The 22461-nt window shown below is 33.4% G+C and carries 19 protein-coding genes; 13 read left to right on the top strand and 6 right to left on the bottom strand.

Annotation, left to right across the window (positions count from 1 at the left end):
• Positions 1–26: 26 nt before the first annotated feature.
• Entirely contained in the window at positions 27–407 is a 381-nt protein-coding gene (locus BM319_RS17605; protein ID WP_069033216.1) for a hypothetical protein, read from the top strand.
• Positions 408–470: 63 nt separating this feature from the next.
• Here the strand turns inward: BM319_RS17605 and BM319_RS17600 are convergent, their stop codons facing one another.
• The 3 genes from BM319_RS17600 to BM319_RS17590 form a co-directional block, all read right to left on the bottom strand.
• Complete coding sequence (locus BM319_RS17600; RefSeq protein WP_069033217.1) at positions 471–1085, bottom strand: TasA family protein; 615 nt, start codon at positions 1083–1085, stop codon at positions 471–473.
• A gap of 72 nt (positions 1086–1157) precedes the next feature.
• Positions 1158–1703 carry a signal peptidase I SipW gene (gene sipW, locus BM319_RS17595; protein ID WP_439097773.1) on the bottom strand — a complete coding sequence of 182 codons (546 nt, stop codon included), beginning with the start codon at positions 1701–1703 and terminating at the stop codon, positions 1158–1160.
• 52 nt (positions 1704–1755) lie between these two features.
• Positions 1756–2559 carry a DUF4047 domain-containing protein gene (locus BM319_RS17590; protein WP_091023890.1) on the bottom strand — a complete coding sequence of 268 codons (804 nt, stop codon included), beginning with the start codon at positions 2557–2559 and terminating at the stop codon, positions 1756–1758.
• 263 nt (positions 2560–2822) lie between these two features.
• Here BM319_RS17590 and BM319_RS17585 point away from each other — a divergent pair, with 263 nt between their 5' ends.
• The 6 genes from BM319_RS17585 (at position 2823) to BM319_RS17560 (ending at position 10661) form a co-directional block, all read left to right on the top strand.
• Entirely contained in the window at positions 2823–4526 is a 1704-nt protein-coding gene (locus BM319_RS17585) for a M4 family metallopeptidase (RefSeq protein ID WP_091024000.1), read from the top strand.
• 216 nt (positions 4527–4742) lie between these two features.
• Positions 4743–6005, top strand: a complete 1263-nt coding sequence (locus BM319_RS17580; RefSeq protein WP_069033220.1) for a helix-turn-helix domain-containing protein — start codon at positions 4743–4745, stop codon at positions 6003–6005.
• 701 nt (positions 6006–6706) lie between these two features.
• Positions 6707–7384 (top strand): response regulator transcription factor, encoded by a 678-nt coding sequence (locus BM319_RS17575; protein ID WP_091023888.1) that lies wholly within the window; start codon positions 6707–6709, stop codon positions 7382–7384.
• Positions 7381–8769 (top strand): sensor histidine kinase, encoded by a 1389-nt coding sequence (locus BM319_RS17570; RefSeq protein ID WP_069033222.1) that lies wholly within the window; start codon positions 7381–7383, stop codon positions 8767–8769. The genes BM319_RS17575 and BM319_RS17570 overlap by 4 nt, the downstream gene beginning before the upstream one ends.
• A 123-nt stretch (positions 8770–8892) precedes the next feature.
• Positions 8893–9978: an ABC transporter permease gene (locus BM319_RS17565; protein WP_069033223.1), complete on the top strand. Its 1086-nt coding sequence runs from the start codon at positions 8893–8895 to the stop codon at positions 9976–9978.
• On the top strand, positions 9978–10661 hold the full coding sequence (locus tag BM319_RS17560) for an ABC transporter ATP-binding protein (RefSeq protein ID WP_069033224.1): 684 nt from the start codon (positions 9978–9980) through the stop codon (positions 10659–10661). The genes BM319_RS17565 and BM319_RS17560 overlap by 1 nt, the downstream gene beginning before the upstream one ends.
• A gap of 223 nt (positions 10662–10884) precedes the next feature.
• Here the strand turns inward: BM319_RS17560 and poxB are convergent, their stop codons facing one another.
• Positions 10885–12621, bottom strand: coding sequence for a ubiquinone-dependent pyruvate dehydrogenase (gene poxB, locus BM319_RS17555; RefSeq protein WP_091023886.1), 1737 nt, complete (start codon positions 12619–12621; stop codon positions 10885–10887).
• 247 nt (positions 12622–12868) lie between these two features.
• On the opposite strand from poxB, the gene BM319_RS17550 reads away from it, so the two are divergent.
• Both BM319_RS17550 and BM319_RS17545 read left to right on the top strand, forming a co-directional pair.
• The gene (locus tag BM319_RS17550; protein ID WP_091023884.1) at positions 12869–13246 is read left to right on the top strand and encodes a MerR family transcriptional regulator; all 378 of its coding nucleotides are present in this window, start codon (positions 12869–12871) and stop codon (positions 13244–13246) included.
• 31 nt (positions 13247–13277) lie between these two features.
• Entirely contained in the window at positions 13278–14942 is a 1665-nt protein-coding gene (locus BM319_RS17545) for an acyl-CoA dehydrogenase family protein (RefSeq protein ID WP_069033227.1), read from the top strand.
• A gap of 219 nt (positions 14943–15161) precedes the next feature.
• Here BM319_RS17545 and BM319_RS17540 read toward each other — a convergent pair whose 3' ends face one another.
• On the bottom strand, positions 15162–15893 hold the full coding sequence (locus BM319_RS17540; protein ID WP_254664566.1) for an IclR family transcriptional regulator: 732 nt from the start codon (positions 15891–15893) through the stop codon (positions 15162–15164).
• A gap of 456 nt (positions 15894–16349) precedes the next feature.
• On the opposite strand from BM319_RS17540, the gene BM319_RS17535 reads away from it, so the two are divergent.
• Both BM319_RS17535 and BM319_RS17530 read left to right on the top strand, forming a co-directional pair.
• Positions 16350–17564: an MFS transporter gene (locus tag BM319_RS17535; protein WP_091023882.1), complete on the top strand. Its 1215-nt coding sequence runs from the start codon at positions 16350–16352 to the stop codon at positions 17562–17564.
• Between the two features lie 169 nt (positions 17565–17733).
• A complete protein-coding gene (locus tag BM319_RS17530; RefSeq protein WP_091023999.1) occupies positions 17734–18945 on the top strand; it encodes an acyl-CoA dehydrogenase family protein in 1212 nt (403 codons plus the stop codon).
• A 131-nt stretch (positions 18946–19076) separates the two neighbouring features.
• Here BM319_RS17530 and BM319_RS17525 read toward each other — a convergent pair whose 3' ends face one another.
• A complete protein-coding gene (locus BM319_RS17525; protein ID WP_091023879.1) occupies positions 19077–19634 on the bottom strand; it encodes a hypothetical protein in 558 nt (185 codons plus the stop codon).
• Between the two features lie 118 nt (positions 19635–19752).
• Between BM319_RS17525 and BM319_RS24785 the strand changes: the two genes are divergently transcribed.
• Positions 19753–20052 (top strand): metal-sensing transcriptional repressor, encoded by a 300-nt coding sequence (locus tag BM319_RS24785; RefSeq protein WP_025671826.1) that lies wholly within the window; start codon positions 19753–19755, stop codon positions 20050–20052.
• Positions 20053–20067: 15 nt separating this feature from the next.
• Positions 20068–22461 (top strand): heavy metal translocating P-type ATPase, encoded by a 2394-nt coding sequence (locus BM319_RS17520; RefSeq protein WP_175495636.1) that lies wholly within the window; start codon positions 20068–20070, stop codon positions 22459–22461.

Genomic DNA, 22461 nt, shown 5'->3' with positions numbered 1-22461 from the left:
ATGAACTTCTTTAAGAGGAGTATAAAATGAAGAAACTATTTATTTTCTTTTCAATATTTTGGTTAACTGCATGTGAAAACAACTCTTTATCAATTGTTGTAAAAGAGTATGATGTGGGTAAGTTGAATATAAAATTTAGTGAGAACAAAGCATATAATATAGGAGCTAATTACAAAGGTATGCCAGTCTTTAAGGATACTAAAAAGGCATTAAAACAAGCTAAATTAGACTATAAAGAAGCCTTTAAGGCAATAGCTCTTGAATACAAATTAAAGCCGATCAGTCATCATAATTATAAAGAGTACGAAGTGTACAGCTGGCAAACTACGGTTATGAATGAAAGAATTCAAAAGCAATGCGTGGACATTTCAAAATTTTTGGATATATACGAGAATAGCTTTCCATAGCAAAGGAGATTAAAAGGTTAAAAAAATAAAACCACCTAACTAATCTATTAGGTGGTTTTATTTTTAGTTGTTGTTAGGATCAGTGTCGTCGTAGTATGTACTTCCGCCAGTTTGAGCGTTAAATGTCCAATCAACTTTTAACTTATCGCCTTGGAATTGATTTTGGTCTTGTCCATTATCAATAAACTCGAATAATACGAAAATCTTTTCCTTTTGACCTGCTGGAATTCCATCTGGAACCTTCGTACTACCAACAAATCCTTGAATTTCTGTTAGATCTGGTGTTTGATTTTGTAAGTCATATAAAGTCGTGTCAACTATCTCATTTGTAGCACTGCTAGTGTTGTACATGATTGTTACTTTAATATTCTTTGCTAAATCTTCATTGTTATCATTTTTTACATCTTCAACTTGATATTTAGTGTTTAATAAAACTTTATTAATATCTAAAGTACCATTATTTTCAAGCGTAAATTCACGGTAGATTTCATCACCAGGTTTTAAATTACTAATGTTAACTACAGCATTAGGATTCATACCTAAGTCTAATGTACCTGCTGCAAACGTATTATCAGTTTTAATTGTATCGCTGAAATACGCAAATGTACCTCCACTAATTAACGATAATCCAACTGCTCCACTCATTACTACTTGACCTATTCTCTTAGTAAAACTCATTTCATTTCCCCCTTAAGGTTTATTTATTAAACTCTTAAGCTTTTATTTTGTACTTAAGAGATCTAACCAACTTTATCCTGCAGTTTTTTGCTCAAACTCTTTCTTTAATTGAAACAAATTGCGTATTGCTGAAAGAGTTAGAAGAAGCCCTGGAACAATTAACAATAGTGCAGATCCAGCTTTTGAGCTTACAAAATTTAATGCATAACCAACATATGGAATCGTGAAATTCGAATATTTTCCTACGATATTCTGAGGGGACACGGTCCATAAGTCTTGGGCGTTATTGTTATCACCTTTTGTTTTATAGGAAATTTCACCATTTTTTTTATGGACAGCTGCTATTCTGTGAGTGATCAGCTTATTGTCCATGTGAAAGGTAACAATATCACCTTTCTGATAAGTTGAAGGATTTGCTCCTAGCTTAATGGCAATTATTGAGCCCGTATGAAAGGTAGGTTCCATTGATCCGGATAAAACAGCTTTTAATTGATAGCCTAAAATGGTGGAATCACCACCTGTAAACCTAGAAGAAATCACAATAAAAGCTAAGAAGCACAAGATGACAATAGAAATACTTTTAAAAATATTACCTACAATTGATAAAACTTTCTTCAACATGAGATATCACCTATTCGTTTTGAGTTGTATTTGCAGAATTATTAGAATTTTAATTTTGGTTTGAAACTGTATCGGAATTATTTGAATCGTGCTTTAGAGTTGGATCTGTATCGGAATTATTTGAATCGAGCTTTAGAGTTGGATCTTTATCAGAATTATTTGAATCGAGCTTTAGAGTTGAAACTGTATCAGAATCATTTGAATCGTGCTTTAGAGTTGAATCTGTATCAGAATTATTTGAATCATGCTTTAGAGTTGAATCTTTTTCAGAATTATGACTTTTATTTGATTCTGTATCATTTTTAGGTTCAATAATATCGTTATTAATCTTCTCCTTACTTTCATTTAGCTCGGTTTGAATTGTGGATTTAATACTTTCTATTTTTTGTAGATTAATTGTTTCATTTACTTGAAGAATTAGTTTGTTAAGAGCTTGGTAGCCTTTTCTCTCAAATTCATAACTACTTTGTTCAGTTTCTGGAAGTTCATGGATTTGATTATGATAGGTGTCCATTTGGTCTTGAATGGTATGTAAACTTTGTAATTCACCATATAATTCATGTTCCTCATTAAGAACATTTGTAAGTAACTTGGACAATTCAGGTTCGCTACCAGATAGTGTTGCTTCCATAATCGATTCATATAATTGATTAGCTCTTGTTGAATGATCTTTTGCAGCTGTTGCTAGTTGTTGAATTGTTTTAGGAAACACAATTGCGGCAGAAACGACTTGTTCTGATGAAGCCTGACTAGAAAATGTTGCCTCGGTTTGACCAACTGTTTGCATTGCTAAGTAAAATTGAATCGAACATAAACTTACTATTATGTAGACTTTTTTCATTGGTTGTTTCAAATTTTCACTCCTTTGCAAAAGCCCTGTTGAAATTCATTATTGCTCAGTTATCAGAAAATTGAAACCGGGTTATTTTCGGACTAATTATAGGTAGTATTTTGTCGTAAATAGTCGTTAGAAGGATAAAAAGCTTAAAAGACAGCTCAAAAAGAACCCGGGTTTGACATATTGATTTAATTTAGAATTTTCTCAATAATGAAAATTGCAATCGCAACACAAATTAATAAGGGGTGAAAGTTTTGAGAATGAAAAAAGAGAAAAGAATGAGCAGAAAAGCAATACCATCAGTAATGGCATTAACTGTAGCATTTGGGGGCGGACTAACTTTACCTTCATTTGTAAATGTAAAAGCAAGTGCAGCAACTGTTAATCAAGCTTTAAGTAAGGAAGATGTTGTAAAAGCCTTTCTTAATTCAAAAGTAGATGGTCTAGCAAGATCAGGTTCTGCATGGGAACAATTTAAAATTGTTAGTGAACAAGCTGACAGCACAACTAATACATACCATGTGAGAACAGTTGAACAATACAAAGGAATTCCAATCTTCGGATCAGGACAAACTGTAGCACTAGATGCAAATAACAATGTATATGCATCATTCGGTAATGTAACACAAAGATTATCACGTGCAATCATTCCAACTGAAGCATCGATTTCTGAGGACGAAGCAGTTAATATTACAAAATCAAAAGTTGAAGAACAACTTGGTGAAGTTAAACGATATGATGGAATTGATACTGAATTAACCATTTATCCTCATGATGGTAAGTACTATTTAGCATACTTAGTTAAGGCTTCAACATCTGTTCCAGCACCGGGATACTTCCATTATTTTGTAGATGCTACTAGCGGAGAAATAATTGATAGCTTTGATGCAATTGATAACTTAGTAGATCCTGCAAATCTTACAGTTGCGATTGGAAGAGGTTTGGACGTGTTTGGTAAAATGCAATCTTTCCCAGTAGGAAAAGATGCGGCAACTGGTACTAGTTATATGTATGGTGGATCAATTGCGGGTGGTACAACAACGGCACCAAATATTGTTCCATTAGCAACTTTTGATGCTCATCGTATGCCTGAAACTGCATTTATTTTATTATCAGGACTTTTAGGTTTTACAGGATTTGAAATTTCTACTACTAGTTCAACTAATTTCTTCTATGATCCTGCAGGAGTATCAGCGCATATGAACTCTGATAAAGTAAACAAATATTATCAAACTGTTCAGAAGCGTAACAGCCTGGATGATAAAGGCATGACTTTAATTAGTACGGTGCACATTGGATCAAAATGGAATAATGCTGCATGGAACGGTAAACAAATGTTATACGGAGATGGCGACGGAATCGTACTAGGTTCACTTGCTGGAGGATTAGACGTTACTGGACATGAAATGACTCACGGTGTTATTGAAAAGTCCGGTGTTAATTTAACATATAAAAACGAATCTGGGGCTATTAATGAGTCACTAGCAGACATTTTTGGAACATTCGTTGAAATTTATTCGACTAAGGAAAACGAGTGGGAGATGGGTGAAGATGTATACACTCCAACTAAACCAGGTGACGGAGGTCTTCGTTCATTAAAAGATCCAGGTTCAGTACGTGTCAGCACAAAATATATGCCATCTGGCTACTACCCAGATACTTATGCTGAAAGATATTTAGGTGCTGAAGATAATGGTGGAGTTCACATTAATAGTGGAATTAACAACAAAGCTGCATATTTAATTTCACAAGGTGGTACGAATGAAGGATACACGATTAAAGGTGTAGGTGTAACAACTGCAGAAAAAATTTACTATCGAGCTTTAACGAAATACTTAACTGCTTCTTCTGGATTTAAAGAAATGCGTGAAGCAGCTGTACAAGCAGCTCGTGATCTATACCCAGATAATAAAACTACTGGTGCGCCTTCTGCTCAAACGAAAGCAGTAATGGATGCATATTCTTCTGTAGGTGTAAATTAATAATAAACCTCAAACCATGAGCTAGCTTGCCTGTTCATGGTTTTCTTATTTCATATTAAATTTTTCCTAATTATTCCAATGTGATAGTAATAAAATACTATATTTTATTATTAATTCTTCATTAGATTATCCTAATAAATTGTGTGAATAGCATGATGGAAACTTAGTTGAACTATTGTATATTTAGTATAAGTTTTAGGATAGGAGGAGCAATCAATGATCGAAGGAGAAGTTATAAAATTTTATCGTACTAAAGCCGGTCTAACACAAGAAGAACTAGGAAAAGGAATCTGCTCTTCCAAGCACGTAGGAAAAATTGAAAGAGGGAATACATCCTACTCTTCTGAAATTATTACCTTGTTTTCTGAACGATTACAAATTGATATTCGAAAAGAAATTGCGAACTTTGAAAATCTTGAAAATAAACTACATAACTGGCATACAGCAATTATTAAACTAAGAATGAAGGAAGTTGAATCATTAAAGAAAGAGTTGGAAGAAAGTCCTTTTATTAATTCACCAAAATACGATGTAATGTATCAATTATTACTAGCAAGATATTATCTTTTAAAGAATGATTATAAGAACACTGATACGATTATTCAATTTATCCAAAGAAACTATAAGGATCTACCTCCTTTTGAAAGAAACCTCTTTTTGCACGTGATAGGGGTTTATTATTTAAATAATTATAATAATTCAAGTACAGAGAATCATCATAAAGCAATACAAACATTAAAGAAAATTGATATAAATGAGTACGGCAATCCAGAATACTATTATCATTTAGCAGTTGCTTACGGTTGGGCAGATTCTAAGGTGATGGCATATGTATACGCAGAAAAGGCACTTAAATATTTCAAAGATACAAGTAATTATTTACGTGCCATAAATGCTGAATCAATTATGCTTTATCAATCAAGTCATGATTCTCACTTGGATTTCAAAAAATTGAAACAATCATATAAAAATTTGATCCATGATAGTGAAACACTTAATGCACCAGATAAAACAGGGATGTTATTAAATAATTTTGCTTTGGAATATTTTAAAAGAAAAGATTATGAAAAAGCGCAAAAATATTATAAAGCTGCGTTGCAATTAGAGAAAAAGCCATCAGTAATCTATCTTCAGCGACTTAATAATTATCTTAAGAGCTGTTTCGAAGGTAAATTAATGCGCAAATCTGCCTTATTAAGTAGCGCTCAAAAAGGGCTAACAATCGCAGAAGATCTAAACAATGAACATTATCAAGTACTCTTTACTTTGCTAATCTATTCGATTGAAAATAAAACGAAAGAATATATTAAATACATAGAAAAGAAAGCGTTCCCTTATTTTAAGTCACGGAATCATACAGTTCTAATAAAACGATATGGTAAGCAGTTGTATGATCATTATGTAAAAGAAAAAGAGTTTGAGAAGGCAGTAGAAATGTCTAATTTCTTAATTGATCCTGTTGTTAAAACGTATAACTAAAGGATTGTTTTAGAACAGTTCTTTTATTGAATCTCTTTTATCTGACCAAAATTTTATCATTAATGCATGATAAAAAGTGGTCCTATAAAAGACAATGATTAAAAAAGATAAGATTCAAAAAAAGTTCCCTTAAGGAACTTTTTTTTTGATCAGTTATTATGTTGAAACAGTAATATCGGAAGTAGGTGCAGTACTTACTATTTCTAACACAATTGGAGTGTCAGCTATATTCCGTCTCCTCCAGCAGGTACAGTGATCGCTAATTAACTAACACCCGTAGCTCCAGGAGTATAAGCTGAAATACCACTCATTTTGTAGGTAGACTCTTTTCGAAATAATTGTTGTAAACAAGCTTTTTAAAGCTGATTGTTAAAACAAGGTGTGGGGTTTCTGTAGGAGTATCAGAAAAAGTGAAATAGTTTAGATGCTAACGGACTACTCTATGTTCAGACTAAAATCAACTAGTCATCTTCTTAATGAGCAACAAGAATTACGAAAACAGCTTTAATGTACTACAATAATAATTTTATGTTTAAAATACAAAAATGTATGGGGGACAAACTATATTATAGAAATTTTTTTTATAAAGTTATAATTCATCAGCATTTTCTGCCCATGAAAAAGAGAATAAGGATATTAAAATTAAAATATGATATGATTTTTTAAATAATTGCACTAAATTCTAAGAATGGGGATAAAGTATGATTCGAATTTTAATTGTGGATGATGATTCTCATATAAGAGAGTTACTGAAAATGTATTTACAAACTGAAGGCTATACGACATTTGAAGCAGCTAACGGAGACGAAGCTTCTGCATTGCTTGAGCAACAACAAATTAATTTAGCGATTGTAGATATAATGATGCCAGGTAAAGATGGGTACCAGCTTTGTGAAGAAATAAGAGAGTATTATGATTTTCCAGTCATATTGTTAACTGCAAAAAGTGAGCTTTCTGATAAAGAAAAAGGGTTTGCAGTAGGCACAGATGACTATTTGACTAAACCATTTGAACCAAAAGAAATACTATTCCGGATTAAGGCACTGTTAAGAAGATACAATATGATTAGTGCTCAAAAAATAAAACTGAACGAAACCGTTATCGATCGAAAAAGCTATGAAGTTTACTGTAATGGAAAATTACTTATGCTTCCAATGAAGGAATTTGAATTATTGTCTCAATTGGCAAGTTATCCGGATCGAATTTTTACACGTGATGAGCTGATCCAATTAATTTGGGGTGCTGATTTTGAAGGTGATGATCGAACAATAAATGTTCATATTAAACGTTTACGTGAAAGGTTTTCTAGTTTAACGAATGACTTTAGTATAAAAACCGTTCGCGGTGTTGGTTATAAATTGGAGGTCACTAAAAAGTGAAAACTTTATACATAAGAATTGTTCTTACAATCCTCGGTGTAATGATTTGTAGCAGTTTATTGGCTTTCTTTCTTTCAAATGTGTATTACCACTATAATTTAAAGCCTTATAATGATAAAAAATTAACTAAAATGGCTTTAGACGTTGGTACTTTTTATGAAGAAAATAATGATATTGAATTAAGCAATTACTTAAAAAGTATTAGTAAATTAGGATATCAAATTTTATTAGTAGATCAACAAGGAAATCAATCTTTTTATGGTGGTTCTTTTAGAGAAAAAAAACTAGATCGTAAAGTGATTGATTCAGTTTTAAACGGAAAGGTCTATCATGGTATTGCCGAATTTCCAACATCATTATTTGTGACTGGATTTTTTGATAATACATTGAGTAATACAGTTGGTGTTCCTATAAAGTCGACTACTAATCATTTGGCGCTATTTATGCGTCCGAATGTACAGCTTCAATTTGGTGAATTGCGTATACTCTTTTCTATTCTCCTATTACTGACAATTGTATTAAGTATTGTATTCGTTCTAGTTAGTACAAGATATATAGTAAAACCGATTATTAAATTAACTGAAGCAACTAAAAAAATTGCAGAAGGAAAATATAATGTTCAATTGCAAATTAAACGCCAAGACGAAATAGGAAAACTTGCTAATCACTTTTCGCATATGTCACAAAGATTAGGACAAATTGAAGCGATGCGTCAGGAGTTTGTTTCGAATGTATCTCATGAAATTCAATCACCACTTGCATCGATACAAGGTTTTTCGCAATCTCTACAAACTGAAACATTAACCGAAGAGCAAAAGAAACATTACTTATCGATTATAGAGGAAGAAAGTAAAAGAATGTCTTTGTTAAGTAAACAATTATTAACGTTAGCTGCATTGGATAAAGAAGAAAGTATTCTTCAAAAAACAACTTTTGATGTTGCCGAACAAATTAAACAAGTAGTTTTTACAACTGAATGGAGTTGGAGAAACAAAGAGTTGGCCATTGATTTGGAATTACCACAAACTTATGTGTTTGGTGACAAGAATCTACTGCATCAAGTTTGGACAAATTTAATGACGAATTCCATTAAATTTAACCATGAAGGTGGGTCAATCTCAATCAAACTTAGTAGTAATGAAGAGTATGTTCATATTGAATTTCAAGATACTGGGATTGGCATTTCCGAAAAGGATCTGGAACAAATATTTAATCGGTTTTTTATTGTTGATAAAGCAAGGAATCGAAAGGAATCCAGTAGTGGCTTAGGTTTAGCAATTGTTAAACAAATCATTGAATTACATAATGGCCATATAGAAGTTAGCAGTAAAGTAGGAGAAGGAACAAAATTTCATCTAACCATACCTAATATTAAAGAGTTCTGATTTAAAATTGTAATCGACTGTTCACCTGTTGTTCATCTAACATTCCTATACTCTGAATTACAAAGAGTGCTTCTACTTTTTACACTTTTTAAAATTTAGTAATTTAAAGGAGATGAATGACAGGTGTTTCTTGCATTAAGGGAATTTAAACACGCAAAATTACGTTTTTTATTAATTAGTCTAATCATGATCCTTATATCATTCCTAGTATTATTCGTTTCAGGATTAGCGAAAGGATTATCTTTTGATAATGCTTCTTCTATTGATAGCATGGCTTCAAACTATTTTGTATTACAAAAGGAATCAGGTAAACAAATTAATCATTCAATGTTAACGGAAAGTCAAATAAATGAAGTTCAGAAATTTGTTGATGAAAAGAATTCTGCAACTTTAGGAGTTCAAATGACTACTTTTCTAAAGGAAGGAACATCTAAAAAAATTGATGCTACCTTATTTGGAATTGATGTGAATGGTTTAGCGGCTCCAAAGGTAATTGAAGGCGAAATGATTAATAATTCAACAAAGAATGAAGTTGTCGGTGATATTTCTTTGAAAGAAAAAGGGATCAAGCTTGGTGACAGCATTTCTGATCAAATCTCGGGTAAAGAATTTAAAATTGTTGGATTTACTGAAAATCAATCATATAGCCACGCTCCAGTAATTCATATGAATTACAATGAGTGGTCGATGGTGAATAGCAAGAATTCATTTAATGCAATTGCGTTAAAAACAAACGAAAGTACGGCAAAAAAGGTAAGTGAAAAAGTCACAGGAGTAGAAGTAATTAATAAAAATCAAGCATTAAAAGGTATACCTGGTTATAAAGAAGAACAAGGTTCTTTATTAATGATGATTGTCTTTTTATTCTTTATCGGTGCTTTTGTGTTAGCAGTCTTTTTCTATATCATTACGATTCAAAAAATTAATCAATTTGGCGTGCTAAAAGCAATTGGTTCAAAAACTAGTTATTTAGCTAAAAATATTATTTTTCAAGTTTTAACACTTACACTGTTAAGTCTAATGATTAGTATTTCAATTACATTTGGATTATCTAAAGTATTACCAGCAAGCTTACCTTTTGTATTTGATACTCAGTTAATCATCGGAAGTTCATTATTATTCCTATTTGTAGCAATAGTCGGCTCGTTAATATCTTTATTAAAAGTAATAAAAATTGATGCGATTGAAGCAATAGGGAGGGCTTTTTAATGAGTAATAAACTAGTGTTAGATAATATTAGCAAAACATACAATGACGGAGATTCTTTAGCAACAACAGTATTAGACCAAGTTTCTATTCAAGTAAAAGCTGGCGAACTAGTAGCAGTTGTTGGTCCATCAGGCTCAGGTAAAAGTACCTTCCTTTCAATAGCAGGTGCCTTATTATCTCCTACTAGTGGGAGAATTTTAATAGATGATATTGAAATAAGTAATCTCCCAGCAAATAAATTGAATGAATTTAGATTATCTAAAATCGGATTCATTTTTCAAATGTCTAATTTAATTCCGTATTTAACAGTTAAGGATCAGCTTCTATTAATTGCCGAATTAGCTGGAATAAAAAACAAAATTGCCGAGAAGAAAGCTAACGAATTACTTGAACAATTAGGATTATCAAAGAGAATGAAAAACTATCCAGAAAATTTATCAGGAGGAGAGAGACAACGAGTAGCCATTGCAAGAGCACTAATGAATGATCCAGAAGTAATCTTTGCGGATGAACCTACAGCTAGTCTCGATTCTGAAAGAGGAAGATCAGTAGTTGAAATGCTATCTAGAGAAGTAAAGCAAAGACAAAAAGCTGCGATAATGGTTACTCATGATAAAAGGATGCTAGACTTGTGTGACCGTGTTGTTTATATTGAAAATGGAAAACTAACTGAACAAATTTAAAGAAAAGCCCGTTTTAAATGAACGGGTTCTTTTCAGATTGTTTATGTGTAAGTACTCTTAAAGATTGAGCTATTATAGTGAGTCATGAAGGTGTTATGAGTAAGTAAATTTGAAAATAGAGCTATTATAGTGACTCATGAAGCAGTTATGAGTAATAACTTTTTGATTTGCCAATTTCATAATAAACAATAAAGAACCCGTTCAAATCGAACGGGTTCTTTAATTATAGATGGAATCGATCTAAAAGATTCGTTTTAGCAAGATCAATTACATCACTTGCATGGCCATTTAATACAGCTTTTAATGTCCAAAGTGTAAATCCATGTGCTTGCTCAATACTTACTTTAGGAGGCATTGCAAGTTCTTGACGGTTTACTAAAACATCGATTAATGCCGGTCCATTGTGTTCAAACGCACGTTGTACAGCGGATTCTAAATCAGCAGGATCTTCTACACGAATTCCTTCAATCCCCATCGCTTGAGCTAATGATGCAAAATTAGGGTTTTCTAAAGTAGTACCAGTTTCTAGGTAACCAGCAGCTTTCATTTCTAATTCTACGAAACTTAGCGCGCTATTGTTAAATACAACTATTTTTACAGGTAATTTATGTTGATGGATTGTTAATAAGTCACCCAATAACATTGATAATCCACCATCTCCGCATAATGCGACTACTTGACGTCCAGGTTGGGAAACTTGAGCACCAATTGCTTGAGGCATGGCATTAGCCATAGTTCCATGATTAAATGACCCAAGTAATCTTCTTTTTCCATTCATTTGTAAATAGCGTGCAGACCATAATGTTGGCGTACCGACATCACATGTAAATATAGCATCTTCACTTGCAAGATCACTTACAATCTTTGTTAAATACTGAGGGTGGATCGGCGTGCGCCCTGGTTTTCCTACAGCAAATTTATCTAAATCTTCACGTACATTTTTGTATGCTGAAACATACTTTTCTAGATGGATTGAATCTTTTACATCAGTTAAGAGAGGTAGTAACTGACTAATTGTCTCTTTTACATCACCACATAGTCCATAAGTAAGTGCAGCTCGTCGACCTAGATGCTCAGCTCGAACATCTACTTGCAAAATAACTGCATCGTCCGGATAAAATTGTCGATAAGGAAAATCTGTTCCTAGCATCAATAAGACATCGCAATCCATGATGGCGTGATAACCTGATGAGTAGCCAATTAATCCGGTTAACCCTGCATTGTATGGGTTATCGTATTCTAAGAATTCTTTTCCCCTAAGTGCAATAACCATTGGAGATTTTAACTTTTCACAAAGAAGCATTAAATGAGAATGAGCACCTTCACAGCCTGCTCCGCAAAGTAATGTAACTTTCTTACCATCGTTAAGAAAGCCAGCTAGTTTTTCTAATTCAGGTTTCGATGGACTAATCAGTGGATTAGTTACGTGAATAACTTGTTCTGGAACAGTTTGTTGATCTTCTAAAGCAGCAATGTCACCAGGTAAAACAAGTACAGATACACCTTTTCTTGCGATTGCATGCTGCATAGCAATTGTTGCTAGACGAGGCATTTGTTCTGCTCTATACACCGTTTCACAGAAGTGACTGCATTCTTTAAATAATTGCTCGGGACGAGTTTGTTGAAAATACTCACTTCCAATTTCGATGCTTGGAATTTGAGCCGCAATCGCAAGTACAGGAATACGGCTTCGATGACAATCGTATAATCCATTAATTAGGTGAAGGTTACCTGGACCACTGCTTCCCGCACAAACTGCGATACTTCCACTCATTAGAGCATCTGAACCTGCAGCAAAAGCTGCAACTTCCTCATGTCGAACGCCGATCCATTCAATTCTTTTTGAGCTTTTAATTGAATCCAAAACAGCATTTAAAGAATCACCAACAATACCATAAATTCTAGTAACCCCTGCTTGAATCAATGAATCGATTAGTAAATCTGCAATTGTTTTCCTCATTGTAATCTCCTTCTAGTTCACCATGATGGAACTAATTCAATTTATTAAACCTTAGGCTACAGATAAAGTTATGTTTTGCAGAACATTAAAACGTTATACCAAAAAAAGGCAGGAAAAGTAGGAGGTATTGAGAATAAATACTTTAAAAAGTCTCTTATCCTCGAATTTTTTGTCGAAGGAATCTATCTTGAAACTTACGTTTACGTAAGATTTATAATGAATCTATAGCTAGAAGGAGGAGGGCATTTTGAAGTTTTATTCGATTCGAGAGATGACGAAGGAATTTAATACGACTCATAGAACCCTTAGATATTATGAAGAAATCGGATTATTAATGCCTACCTATACTGAAAGTGGTAGAAGAAAGTACTCCCAAAAAGATTGTACACGTCTTTATTTAATTCAAAGAGGTAAAAATTTAGGCTTTCATTTACAGGAAATAAAAGAAATGATTGATTTATTTATGATTGATCGAACAGGTGAAAAACAATTACAAAAAACAATTGAATATGGGAACCAGAAGATTAGAGAGTTAGATAAAAAAATAAACGATTTAATCCAATTAAAAGAAGAAATTATGAGGATTAAGAGCAATCTTGAGCGAAATTTATTTGAAATCGAATGAAATACTTCCGAAAAAGGATGTGGAAGGCTAAATGAATTTTTATAAAGAAGATCTTAATCTACAGATGATTTTAAGAAAATATTTTAATGAAGATTTTTTTACATGGGCTAATAGAGAACTAGAAGAATACGGAGAGCTTTGTGCGAATGAAATTGATCAACATGCAATCCACACTGACAGAGAAGGCCAACCCCGTTTAATCAAATATGATGCATATGGTAATGATATTTCACATGTTTGGGTAAATGAAGGTTACAAACAAACTGTAAAAGATACTTATAATAGAGGGATTGTTAGCTATATCCATAAGCCAATACCAGAGCTTGGTACTAAGGGGAATTATATTTATTCCTATGCCCAAGGTTATTTACTATCGCAGACTGAAGCTGGTTTTTATTGTCCGGTAACATTATCAATGGCTGCTACGTTTTTAGTTGAGAGATATGCAGATGAAGCATTAAAAGCAAAATATCTTCCTCATTTATTATCGACTGGGGAAACAGAATTATATGAAGGAGCGACTTTTTTAACCGAAAGACAGGGTGGTTCAGATGTTGGAGCCAATGTAGTGAAAGCAGTTAAGGAAGGAGACTACTATCGTATTTACGGAGAAAAATATTTTGCTAGCAATGCAGGTCAGTGTGGTATTACAACGATTTTAGCAAGAATTGAGGGAGCTCCTGCTGGGAGTAAGGGGTTAAGTTTATTTTTAGTTCCTTGGAAGAATGATGATGGTACAAATAACGGATTCACGATTAGGCGATTAAAAGATAAGCTAGGTGTAAGAGCTGTTCCATCAGGAGAAGTTGAGTTTAATGGAGCGAAAGCATTTCTAATCGGAGATCCTTCTAGAGGAATTAATTATATGATGGAAGCATTGAATCTATCTAGAATATGTAATGCTGTAGCATCAGTTGGAATAATGAGAAGAGCTTATGTAGAAGCGAAGAAATATGCAGAAAATAGGCCAGCATTTGGACAATTACTAACAAATTTTCCGATGATTCAAGAGACATTAGCAAAACTTGCATCGATTCAAGAAGTACAAACTAATGCAGTATTTAATTTAGTTGCTTTATATGATCGAGTAATCGGGAAAGAAAATGGAACAACTGAAGAACAAACATTAGTACGAATTTTAATTGCTATTTTAAAAATGCGTACAGCAGAAGAAGCAATTCATTTTTCTCATGAGGCGATTGAAATGCATGGAGGAAATGGTTATATTGAAGATTTTGTTACACCTCGACTTTTAAGAGATGCTCAAGTACTTACAGTCTGGGAAGGAACTGCCAATATTTTAGGTTTAGAGATTTTGAGACTGTTTAACAAAATGAATGGTTACAAAGCCTTTAAATTATTCATTGAAGAAAAATTATTAGATATACCTCAATCACTAGTAAATGAAGGTGAAATAATAAAGAAAAAGCTGGATGAATTACATGAAAATGTTCAGTATCTATTTACTTTAGATACTAATAAACAAACATATTATGCAAAGAAAATAGCAAATAAAATGGCAGATTTAGTAGAAGCGGTTACTGCTCTTGAAGATACAAAAGAGCATGTTCGAAAAGAGTATATTGCAAAAGTATTGATCCATGAACGATATTTTAAGGATGAAATTAATAAGGAACAAATTCATTTAAAGTATTTTGATGAAATTGTTAATTATAAAGTTTCGGTTAATAAATAATCTTAATATAAAAAAAAGGAACCCCTTACTCTGCGAATAAGGGGTTCCTTTTAATTCAATTTTAGTAAGTATAAATTGGCAGCGATGATGAGTACTCGCCGTAGTTGCCAATTTTAGTAATAAAGTATAAATGCCACGCTTTTGACTTCGCCTAAAAGGCCGTCAGTCGACAAGGTTTCTTTTTAATACACTATTTTGGTAGTTAGGTGAAAACTTATTTTAATATAACGATTTAGAAATAATTTCACTAGTTTTCAACAATAACGGTATATGTTGTTCCATTGATTTTTTATTCCAGCGAAAAAGAGGGCCTGAAATGGCTATGGCACCAATAACTTTACCTTTTGCACCGAATACAGGAGCAGATAATGCAGCTACATTCTCTGTAAGTTCTTCTTCATTAGTTGAGTAACCAGTTTTTACGATTGTTTCTAATTTCGCTTGAAGTATGTTTCTTTCTTCCTCGGATAGGAAACTTAATATTTGAGCTTTTATATCTTCACTTAGAAACGCTAAAATTACTCGTCCACTTGAACCTAGTTGAAGTGGTATTTTATTCCCAACTCCCGCTCTTCTGCTTATTTCCTGTTTACTTTCGTGTTCTACAACACATATCCGATCCATTCCCGTTAACATATATAAGCCTACAGTTTCCTCAGTTTCGTCCCGTAACTTCATTAAATGTGGATCAATTAAAGAAATAATAGGCACATCAGAAATTACTTTATTTGCATAATCAATAAATACCGTACCGAGTGAATATTTTTTAGAATTGAGATCCTGATAAACCATTCCCTCCAACTTTAAAGTCGTAAGTAGTCTATGAGTGATTGGAGGTGAAATATTAAGGTTTTCGCTGATATCTTTTATTCCTTGTGGCCCGTATGTTTCATTTAAATAGTTAATAATTTTTATTGCGCGTTGAACTGTTGACGAAATCTTTGAATTCATAAATATGTTCCCCCAAGCCAATTCCATTCCGATTTAGTTAATAAATACATTATATCATACTAATATAATTGGCCATACAGAGGTAAGGCGATAGTAGAATTGATCGATTTTAATTACCAAAAATATGAAGCAATTTCCAGTAAAAATTAATTGACCCTTAAGAAAATTATCTTTATATTCATAATAAAGGAATCTAAATTCCGATATTATGAATTAGTTAGTAAAGTTAGTATTGTAGGAAATGAAATAACAGATATTGCTTAATATTGGAATAGGTTTCCTAGATACGGGAAAACTTCCTTTACAATATGGAAATCAACGTCCGAATTTAATACATTATCAGAATTTTAAAACGAGTTATCGAGTTATTTTCTTTAGTGAAAAATTAATTCCATTCCCATGTAAAAGAAATCGAAAATAGAAGGTGTAAGAATAGGCAAAGAAGTGGTGTTAATGATGGAGAAGAATACATCTAATCGAACATGGACTGTAGTCTTTGTTACATGTTTTTTAAGTCTCTTGGTTGATGGTATGGACTTACAAATGCTTTCAATAACGATGCCAAGTTTGATGAAAGAGTTCAATATTGGAGCAGTGGATGCGGGACTAATTGCTACATGGTCTTTAGTAGGTATGGCAATTGGTGGAATTACTGGGGGATGGCTATCTGATCGTTTAGGCCGAGTAAGAATGGTTGCTTGGATGATGGTTCTATTCTCTGTCGGAACAGCGTTACTAGGGTTTGCTCAAACCTACGAACAATTTATTATTATTCGGCTTATTTCTGCCATCGGAATAGGAGCGGAATATACAATATGTACGATGTTGATGGCAGAATACGTACCTACAAAAAAGAGAACGACAATTCTAGGATCCTTACAAGCGGCTTATTCAGTTGGATATTTAGTGTCAGCATTATTAGCAGGCTCAATTTTACCTCAATACGGATGGAGACCACTTTACTTTATTGCGATTATACCTGTCGTATTGGCCGTTTACATTGGATTTAGGATTCCAGAGCCTAAAGGATGGACAGATAAAATACAAAAATTTCAAGAATCAAAGAAAAATGAATGGCTGGCAATCTTTAAAGATTCAAAAACAAGATCAATTTTTATATTATGGGTTATTACTGCAACCTTCTTGCAATTTGCCTATTACGGAGTAGGTACTTGGCTTCCTACATATATAGTAACTGATTTAGGTTTTGATTTTAAAAAGATGACAGGATACATTGTTGGAACTTATTTAGCAGCAATTTTAGGAAAAATCATTACAGGTTGGCTGGCAGACCGTTTTGGACGCCGCACAATGTTTATCATTGGAGGAGTGTCTACAGCAATTGTTTTACCAGTCGTTTATCTTTATCATTCACCGACTAATATTATTGTTTTACTTACAATATTAGGGTTTTTCTATGGAATGCCTTATGCAGTTAATGCAACATATATGAGCGAAAGTTTCCCTACTTCTATTCGCGGTACAGCGGTTGGAGGTTCCTATAATATTGGTAGAGTTGGGTCAGCAATCGCACCTTATGTTATTGGCATCATTGCAGAATCTCAGTCAATCGGATTCGGCTTAGCTACATTAGGAATTGCTTATATCATATCTGCACTTATTCCAGCATTGTTCATCCGAGAAAAAATGTATGATCCATTTGAAAATTAAAAAAACATAAATCAAAAAGAGAGCGCAAACAGTGTGCGTATTATATAAAATTCAAAAGCTGAAAAGCATTTATTGAAATTGAAAACCTCATTCTATTGATCAATAAGAGTACCTTGTAAGACGGTATATAAAAAGTAAAAAACAATTTGTAAAGAAGGAATTTGAAATGATGAATTTCTCACTAACGGAAGAGCAAGAATCAGTAAGAAAAATGGTACGTAAATTTGTTGATCGCGAAATTATTCCTTCTATTCAAGAATGGGATGAAAAAGGGCATTTTGAAAGAGGAATCTTGAAACGATTATCTAATTTAGAGTTAATGGGAGTTGGTATTCCGGAGAAATATGGCGGTGTCGGAATGGATTACAATACACTAGCGATTGTTTGTGACGAGTTAGAACGAGGTGATACTGCATTCAGGACAGCCTTATCAGTTCATACTGGCTTGAACAGTATGACTATATTACAGTGGGGCAATGAATCTCAAAAAGAAAAGTATCTAGTACCACAAGCGCGTGGTCAAAAGATCGGTGCATTTGGTTTAACAGAACCAAATACTGGATCGGATGTTGCTGCATTACAAACAACAGCGAGACGAGAAGGAAATAAATATGTTTTAAGTGGCTATAAGACATGGATTTCGCTTTGTGATGTAGCCGATCATTTCTTAATTTTTGCAAAAACGGATAAAGATAAGAACCATCACGGCATTAGCTGTTTCATAGTTGAACGAACGTTCCCGGGATTAACGACAAAAGCAATCAAAGGAAATTTAGGTATTCGTGCAGGGAATACTGGAGAAATGTTCCTAGAAGAAGTTCATGTACCGGCTGAAAATTTATTAGGCGAAGAGGGTGAAGGCTTCAAAATTGCAATGTCTGCTTTAGATCATGGCAGGTTTACTGTAGCAGCAGGTGCTTGTGGATTAATTAATGCATGCTTAGAAGAAAGTATTAAATATTGTCATGAACGTAAAACATTTGGTAAAGAAACAGAAAACCCCCAATTAGTACAGCAAATGATTGCCAAGATGTCTGCGAATCTAGAAATCTCTCGTCAAATTGTCTTTCGGGCAGGCTCTTTAAAAAATGAAGGGGAACGAAATACCCATGAAACATCGATTGCAAAATGGTTTGCATGTGATGCTGCGATTGAAGCAGCGAATGATGCGATTCAAATACACAGAGCATACGAATATTCGAATGAGTATTCGGTAGAAAGATTTCTAAGAAATGCAAAAGCACCTGATATATACGAGGCCACAAGAGAAATTCACACAATTACGGAAGCTGAATATACTTTAGGTTATCGTGAAGATAAACCAATTAGTAAAAAGCTTCCAACATGGCCATTTGTCGAGAGTTTAGAAACTAGTAAATAAATAATATTTTTTGTATCTTAAGATGTGAAAAAAGAACAGACTTGAAAAAGAAATCTTCATGTCTGTTCTTTTTTTTGCTTTCCTCTATGTTAATTATTTTCTACTTAATAATAGCACTAAAGTTGAATAAATCAGCTTTTTAAAAATTTAAGTGGATTTTGATCATAGTTTGAAAAAACAGTAGTTTCAAAATGAGTGAAAGAATAAAAAACAGTTACGATGAGCAGCAGGCTAGAAATAATAATTACTGGAAAGAATGATGATAGTAGTTTTGGGAATCGCTGACTTAAAAACATAGTAGAACAAAATATGGCCGAACAAGTTAATAATAATAAACAAATTAATAATAAAGCATGTGCTTCTGATATTGAAATCATAACGACGATCATGCTCCCCATCATACCGGCCATCATGCCAGTAAAGATCCCCTCAAGTAATGCAAGGAAATGTAATCGAAAGCCGATACATAATCCGATGAATGCAGATAAGCCCATCGAAATGAGTAAAGAATTGAAAAATTGTTGGTGATTTGAAAGTGTAATGAGCACACCTATTGTTAAACCAGTAGTCATACTGATCATCATCATATACATCATTTGATGCATCTGGTCATTTTTTGTTGGTTTGAGGTGGATCGAAATGATTGTGATAAAGAGCATAATGCTAATACATACCCAACTGGTGAACATATATGATACCCCCTAACTTTTCGCTTTATATCATCATATGGACAACTAAAAATAAATAGAATAAAAAATTGACACCTATACCCCCTATGAGTATATAATAATGGAGAGGTGATAAAAAATGGAAAATTGCCATGATGACCAAATGGTTCCAAGAAGTGAAGACGAAATTAATGATTTAATGAAGCGTCTTCGTAGAATAGAGGGCCAAGTAAGAGGAATTCAAAAAATGGTCGAAGAGGACCGATATTGTATAGATATTTTGACCCAAATTATGGCAGTTGAAGCTGCTATGAAAAAGGTAAGTTTTTCATTAATTGAAAGACATGCGAATCATTGCATGGTTAAGGCAGTTAAAGAAAATAATGGCGAAGAATCCGTAAACGAATTAATGGAGGTTATTAAGCGTTACGTAAAGTAAAGGGGGTTGATTAGAATGAATAATGCAAAGCAGTTAACCCTTGGTATAGAGGGTATGACCTGCGCCGCATGTGCAACCCGAATCGAAAAAAGCTTAAATCGAATGGATGGCTTGAATGCGAATGTGAATCTGGCATTAGAAAAAGCTACTATTGTCTATGATAACGGACAATATCAAACTTCTGATTTAATAGAAAAAATCCATTCGATTGGCTACGAGGTTGCAGTTGAAAAAATTACGTTAAATATTGAAGGAATGACATGTGCTGCTTGTTCAGCTCGAATTGAAAAAGTAATAGGGAAAATGGATGGAGTTGTTCAAATCAATGTTAATCTAGCTATGAATATAGCAACGATTTCATATTTACCTGAAGTACGTTCACTTCAATCGATAATCGATAAAATTAGTCATATCGGTTATGCAGCAGCTATAAAAGAAGAAAATGCAGTGAAAGAAAAAGATACAACAAAAAACAAACAGATTCAATTGATGATTTCAATCTTACTTTCACTTCCACTATTGTATTCGATGGTATCTCATCTTCCATTTAGTTCAAATATTTGGATGCCACATTTATTAATGAATCCATGGTTTCAATTATTGTTTGCAACTCCTGTTCAGTTTATTATAGGTTGGCATTTTTATGTAGGAGCTTTTAAAGCAATACGAAATTATAGTGCAAATATGGATGTGCTCGTCGTACTCGGAACTTCGGCAGCTTATTTTTATAGCTTAGCTGAGTCGATTAAGACAATAAATAATAGCTCGTATATGCCACATCTTTATTTTGAGACAAGTGCAGTATTAATAACATTAGTCTTACTTGGAAAATATTTTGAGCATATCGCGAAAGGGAAAACGACTGAAGCAATTTCAAAACTAATGGAATTACAAGCTAAGGAAGCAATTGTTTTAGAAAATGGAAATGAAGTTTATGTACCATTGGAAGCTGTAAAAGTTGGAGATCTACTACTTGTTAAACCAGGTGAGAAAATTCCAGTGGATGGTGTTATTGTTTCGGGAGTATCTACAGTTGATGAATCAATGATTACAGGTGAGTCTTTACCAGTTGATAAAAAGACTGATGATAAAGTTGTTGGAGCAACAGTTAATGGAAATGGTATTTTAACAATACGAGCTGAAAAGGTTGGTAAGGATACCGCATTAGCAAATATTGTGAAAATAGTTGAAGAGGCACAAGGTTCAAAAGCTCCAATTCAAAGATTAGCTGATCGAATTTCGAATATATTTGTTCCAATTGTAATTGGCATAGCCATATTGACCTTTATCATTTGGTTTTTTGTAGTCGATCCACAAAATTTACCTAAGTCAATTGAAGTAGCAATAGCTGTTTTAGTCATAGCATGTCCTTGTGCTTTAGGGCTTGCTACACCAACTTCGATTATGGTTGGAAGTGGAAAAGGTGCGGAAAATGGGATTTTATATAAAGGCGGAGAATTTTTAGAAACTACACAAAAAATTAATACAATCATTCTTGATAAAACAGGAACTGTTACAAAAGGAAAGCCTGAAGTAACAGATATCATTAATTTAAATCATCGGGATGATTTATTGAAGCTTGTTGCAAGTGTAGAGAAAATGTCAGAGCATCCTTTAGCACAAGCAATTGTTCAATACGCTCTTCAACAGGAATTGCAACTAACGGATCTTACAGAGTTTATTGCTATACCTGGACATGGTGTAGAAGCCTTGATTGAAAATAAAAAGGTATATATCGGTACTCGAAAGTTAATGAATGAAAAGAATATCGATTTTTCTCCAATTGAAGAACAATTAATCGTATTTGAATCTGCCGGGAAAACAGGAATGTTAGTAGCAATTGACGACAAGCTAGAAGGAATTATTGCTGTAGCCGATACAATTAAAGAATCTTCAAGAAATGCGATTAAAGCATTAAAGGATCTAAAAATACAAGTTTTTATGGTAACCGGTGATAATAAACACACAGCAAAAGCGATTGCAGATCAAGTTGGGATTGAAAATGTATTTGCTGAAGTTCTACCAGAGAAAAAAGCAGATATAGTAGCTGAACTACAAAAACAAGGGAAAATTGTTGCGATGGTTGGAGATGGGATTAATGATGCACCAGCTCTTGCGAAAGCTGATATTGGGATGGCAATTGGTACTGGTGCAGATGTAGCGATTGAAACAGCGGATGTTACGCTAGTAGGTGGCGACTTATCACATATTCCGAAAGCTATTAGCTTAAGTAAGAAAACAATGAATAATATTCGCCAAAATTTATTTTGGGCGCTATTTTATAACAGTTTAGGTATACCGATTGCAGCTTTAGGGCTGTTGCAGCCTTGGATTGCAGGTGCTGCCATGGCATTTAGCTCTGTATCGGTTGTCATAAATGCATTACGATTAAAACGCATAAAAATTTAG

This window comes from Bacillus sp. UNCCL81 (assembly GCF_900112535.1).
Classification (GTDB): domain Bacteria; phylum Bacillota; class Bacilli; order Bacillales; family Bacillaceae_G; genus Gottfriedia; species Gottfriedia luciferensis_B.
Note: the sequence above shows the minus strand (reverse complement) of the source record. Positions and strands in the feature narration are given on the sequence as shown.